This is a genomic window from Acidovorax sp. GW460-11-11-14-LB4 (genome assembly GCF_059423685.1).
In genome coordinates this window covers 1-5,264 of record NZ_JBWKYJ010000129.1, presented here as the reverse complement: position 1 = coordinate 5,264, position 5,264 = coordinate 1, and the positions used below count along the sequence as shown (strand labels likewise).

The 5,264-nt window shown below is 65.7% G+C and carries 3 protein-coding genes; 2 read left to right on the top strand and 1 reads right to left on the bottom strand.

Annotated elements, in window-relative coordinates; genetic code table 11:
- Positions 1–1,310, bottom strand: a 1,310-nt coding sequence (locus tag AC07X4_RS23695) for a PAS domain-containing protein (protein WP_494741512.1), incomplete at its 3' end; no start/stop codon positions are given.
- Positions 1,311–1,509: 199 nt separating this feature from the next.
- On the opposite strand from AC07X4_RS23695, the gene mutS reads away from it, so the two are divergent.
- Together mutS and AC07X4_RS23685 are read left to right on the top strand one after the other, a co-directional pair.
- The gene (gene mutS / locus AC07X4_RS23690; RefSeq protein ID WP_494741511.1) at positions 1,510–4,128 is read left to right on the top strand and encodes a DNA mismatch repair protein MutS; all 2,619 of its coding nucleotides are present in this window, start codon (positions 1,510–1,512) and stop codon (positions 4,126–4,128) included.
- Between the two features lie 233 nt (positions 4,129–4,361).
- On the top strand, positions 4,362–5,189 hold the full coding sequence (locus tag AC07X4_RS23685; protein ID WP_056067065.1) for a proteasome-type protease: 828 nt from the start codon (positions 4,362–4,364) through the stop codon (positions 5,187–5,189).
- The last annotated feature ends 75 nt before the right edge of the window (positions 5,190–5,264 follow it).

Here is a 5,264-nt window from a genome sequence, read left to right as displayed (position 1 = left end):
CGTTGCAGGCGGTCCAGCAGCAGGCGGCGGTTGGGCAGGCCGGTGAGCGCGTCGTAGAACGCCAGGCGTTCGATCTCTTGTTCTGCCAGCTTGCGATCGGTGATGTCCATGGTGAAGCCATGGGACACCACCGAGCCATCGGCCTCGCGGTGTGGAATGGCGTTGGTCATGTGCCAGCGCACGCTCCCGTCATTCATCCGCACACGGTATTCGCACTGCCAGGGCACCAGCTTGCGTACCGACATCATGGCCGAGCGCTGCACCAGCGGCAGGTCTTCGGGCACCACACGGTGCATGAGCACGCCGTGGTCGGCCGTGACCTCGTGTGGTTCCACGCCCATGAATTCGCGCACGGCATCGCTGATGTACTGCACGCTGGTGCCACCATCGGTATGCAGCCGGTATTCGTAGATGAAGCCGGGGATGCGGCTGGCAATGCGCTGAATGAACAAGAGTTGTTCGCGCAATTGCTCCGCAGCGCGGTGCTCGTCCGTCACATCCTGCACCACCCCCATGACGACCTGCACGCCATCGCGCGGCAGCGTGCGTTGAACCCGCGAACGCATCCAGCGCACCTCGCCATCTGGCCGTCGCCAGCGGTACTCCACATCCAGGCCAGATCCCCGTTCTCGGATCTTGTCGAACACGTGCCGGTCTTCCGGCAGGATGCCACTCACCGCGCGCTCGGGGTCCACCCATTCCTGCTGCTCAAACCCGGCGATGTTGCACAGCCCTGGCGACCAGAGCAGCACCGTTTCGCCCGGGTCTTCAATGCGCCGCCAGTGGCCAGTGCGCGCCAGGCTCTCCATGGTGTTGAACACGTCGGTCTGCTCGCGCAACTCGCGCCGCACTTCTTCCAGCGCACGCTCGGATGCGGCCAGTGATACCCGCAGATTCTCGGCTTCAGAGGCATCGCGCACCGTGACCACAATGCAGTCATTGGTCACGCGGCGGGCCGACAAGTCCCAGGCCAGCAACAGCCGACCGGGCTCGCGCACCACCTGGCGGCACTCCAGCGGAGCCCCCACGCGCACCACGCCGAGCAACTGGTCCAGCAGCGGCGTGTTGGCCAGCAGGTCAAACACCTCGGACGCATCCACGCCCGGATGCCGTACCGCCCCCAGCCCTGGCATGCGCCGTGCCGCAGCGTTGGCGGCCAGCAGCAGCAGGCGGCCGTCTTGCAAACGAAACTCCATGAGCGCCACCGGCACCGCGTCCACCAGCGCTTGAAGGCGCGCCTGCGCCATGGGCTCGATGAGGCCTTCCCCGGTAGGGGCGAGGAGGTCGGTCAACAGTTCGGACGAAATCACGGTCGCTCTGAAGCCTCTGAATCCTGGGGTTGAAACACCAACTCTCGACGGAGGGTGGCTCCGTTCAGGGTCAAGCTGCCAGCATACAGCCAAGAGTATGTCAAAACGTAACATCTTGGCAGAACGCAGTGGAATTGCCCAGGGGGAAACCCGATGATCGAACTGCTACAGTCCACGCCTCATTCCTGCCACCCCCTGCATGTCCGACACGCTCGAACACCACACACCCATGATGCAGCAGTACCTGGCCCTCAAGGCCGGGTACCCCGAGACGCTTCTGTTCTACCGCATGGGCGACTTCTACGAGGTCTTCTGGCAGGATGCCGAGAAGGCCGCGCGCCTGCTCGACATCACACTCACACAGCGCGGCCAGTCGGGCGGCCAGCCGGTGGTGATGGCCGGTGTGCCCTTCCACGCTCTGGAGAACTATCTGGCGCGCCTGATCAAGATGGGCGAGTCGGTGGCGATTGCCGAGCAGGTGGGCGAAGTGGGCGCCAACAAGGGCCCGGTGGAGCGCAAGGTGGTGCGCGTGGTCACACCCGGCACGCTGACCGACACTGAACTGCTGTCCGACAAATCCGAATCGCTGCTGATGGCCGTGCACCAGGCGCCCCGCGCGCGCTGTGGTTTGGCGTGGCTCAGCGTGACGCAGGGCCGCGTGTACCTGGCCGAATGTGCGCACGACGAACTGGGCGCCTGGCTGGCCCGCGTGGCGCCCAGCGAACTGATCTACAGCGCAGGCGTGACCGAGCGCTTTGAACAACAACTGCAGGTGCTGCGCCAGGGCGGCGCCTTCACCTGCCCCATTAGTCTGCGGCCCGACTGGCAGTTCGACAGTGCCCTGGGCGAGCGCAAGCTGCTCGAAAACCTGGGTGCCGCCAGCCTGCAGGCCTGGGGTGCGCAAGACCTGGGCGAGGCCCACGCCGCCGCCGCCGGGCTGCTGACCTATGCCGAACACACGCAGGGCCGCACACTCACCCACGTGCACAGCGTGCAGGTGCAGCGCAACGACGACCTCATCGACCTGCCCACCACCACGCGCCGCAACCTGGAGCTGGTCAAGACCCTGCGTGGTGACGACGCGCCCACGCTGTTCTCGCTGCTCGACACCTGCATGACCGGCATGGGCAGCCGACTGCTCAAGACCTGGCTGCTGGAGCCGCGCCGCGACCGCGCCGAGGCACGCCAGCGCCTCTCGGCCACCACGGCCTTGCGGGGCGCGGGCGGTGCAGGCGGCGGTGCCGGCCCCTGGTCCACGCTGCGCGGCGAACTCAAGGGCGTGAGTGATGTGGAACGCATCACCGCCCGCATTGCGCTGCGCCAGGTGCGCCCGCGCGAGCTGGTCGCGCTGGGCAAAACGCTACAAAAGTCAGAGCTGCTTGCGCTGAATGGACGGGCACCAGAGCCCTTCTTGATGCAAATTTTCAGCCATCTGCAACCACCCGAGGGTTGCATGGCACTGCTGCAGACCGCGATTGCCGAAGAGCCCGCCGCCCTGGTGCGCGACGGCGGCGTGATCGCCAACGGCTTTGACACCGAGCTGGACGAGCTGCGCGCCATCCAGACCAACTGTGACGCCTTCCTGCTGGACCTGGAAACCCGCGAGAAAGCCCGCACCGGCATCCCCAACCTGCGCGTGCAGTTCAACAAGGTGCACGGCTTCTACATCGAAGTCACCAGCAGCCATGTCGAGAAGGTGCCCGATGACTACCGCCGCCGCCAGACGCTGAAGAACGCCGAGCGCTTCATCACACCCGAACTCAAGGCGTTTGAAGACAAGGCCCTGTCGGCTAACGAGCGCGCCCTGGCCCGCGAGAAATGGCTGTACGAGCAGATCCTGGACCAGCTGCAGCCCCACATTCCGCAGCTGACCCGGCTGGCGCAGGCGCTGGCCACGCTCGATGTGCTGTGCACGCTGGCTGAGCGATCCCTCACCCTGAACTGGTGCGCGCCGCAGTTTGTGCCCGAGCCCTGCATCGAGATTGAAGGCGGACGCCACCCGGTGGTGGAGGCGCGACTGGCCGAGACATCGAGCGGCAGCTTCATTGCCAACCACACGCGGCTCAACGCCAACACGCGCATGCAGGTCATCACCGGCCCCAACATGGGCGGTAAATCGACCTACATGCGCCAGGTCGCGCTCATCGTGCTGCTCGCCAGCATGGGCAGCCATGTGCCAGCCGCCAGTTGCCGCCTGGGGCCCATCGACGCCATCCACACCCGCATCGGCGCGGCCGACGATCTGGCCAACGCGCAGTCCACCTTCATGCTGGAGATGACCGAGGCTGCGCAGATATTGCACGCCGCCACGCCCCACAGCCTGGTGCTGATGGACGAGATCGGCCGGGGCACCAGCACGTTCGACGGCCTGGCGCTGGCCAGCGGCATTGCCACCCACCTGCACGACAGGACGCGCGCCTTCACGCTGTTTGCCACGCACTACTTCGAGCTGACCGAGCTGCCAGCAAAAGCGCGCCACGCGATCAACATGCATGTGAGCGCCACCGAGTCCGGGACCGACATCGTCTTCCTGCACGAGATCCAACCCGGCCCGGCCAGTCGCAGCTACGGGATTCAGGTGGCCAAGCTGGCGGGCATGCCCTCGCCCGTGCTGCACCACGCCCGCCATGCGCTGGCCGCGCTCGAAGAGCGCGCGGGTGAGGATGAGTTGCAAGTGGACCTGTTCGCCGCGCCCGAGGTGCCCGAGAGCGCAGGCGCCAGCCCTATCGAGGCCGCGCTGGCCGGCATCAACCCCGACGCCCTGAGCCCGCGCGAAGCGCTGGATGCGCTGTACCAGCTCAAGAAGATGGCAGGCTGAAGCGACGCCCACCCCGGCTGCGCTGCAGGCTGCTGACCGGGCTCAGGGCACACCGCCAGCGCATTTTTGAGTCCCAGGGGCATCAGGCGCTAGTGCTACATGCCCTGATTGCTATCAATTTTGAGTATCCGCACCCCGCAACAGCTGGGGGCCGCCTGCAGGGCACACAGGCCGCCCATGCCACAGGCGACTAAACTCGCGGGTTACCTCCAAACAACAACCCCCATTGCTCCATGACGTACTGCGTCGCCATCAAACTCAACGCCGGGCTGGTTTTCCTGTCCGATTCCCGCACCAATGCCGGCCTGGACCAGATCAGCTCATTTCGCAAGATGATGGTCTACGAGAAGGCGGGTGACCGCTTCATGGTGCTGCTGTCGGCGGGCAACCTGTCCATCTCGCAATCGGTGCGAGAGATCTTGCAGACCGAGCAGATCAAGGACGGCGAGTCGGGCGAAGCCATCACCATCTGGAATGCCAAAAGCATGTTCGACGCCGCCCGCGTGCTCGGCGCCGCCGTGCGCCACGTGCACGAGCGCGACGGCGCAGCCCTCAAGCGCTCTGGCGTGGACTTCAATGTGTCCATGGTGTTTGGCGGCCAGATCAAGGGCGAGGGCATGCGCCTGTTCCAGGTGTACTCGGCAGGCAACTTCATCGAGGCCACATCCGAAACACCGTACTTCCAGGTTGGCGAATCCAAATACGGCAAACCCGTGCTCGACCGCGTGCTCACGCCCGAGACCCCACTGGACGAGGCTGCCAAGTGCGCGCTGGTGTCGATGGACAGCACGCTCAAGTCCAACCTGTCGGTGGGCCTGCCGCTGGACCTGGTGGTGTACGAGGTGGACCGCTTTGCCACCGACAAGGTCATCTGCATCGACGAGAACAACCCGTACTTTCGGATGCTGCACGACAGCTGGGGACAAAAGCTGCGCCAGGTGTTCGACAGCATCGAGGACCCCGCCTGGACCGGCGGCGCTACCGAGGTGCCGATCATGGTCAGCCCGGCGCGCAGCAAGCCACTCAAGAAGATCACCAACCATACCGACCGGCTGATCTGACGCCCTGCAGGCCAGCGCACCCCACGGCACCCGGCCGCGTGCGCGCCTGCACCCCGGCCCTGCCACCCCGCCATG

What these genes read in the sequence shown, in the direction of transcription:
- mutS (WP_494741511.1), top strand. Translation starts at nt 1,510, where the DNA reads ATGTCCGACACGCTCGAACACCACACACCCATGATGCAGCAGTACCTG.
- AC07X4_RS23685 (WP_056067065.1), top strand. Translation starts at nt 4,362, where the DNA reads ATGACGTACTGCGTCGCCATCAAACTCAACGCCGGGCTGGTTTTCCTG.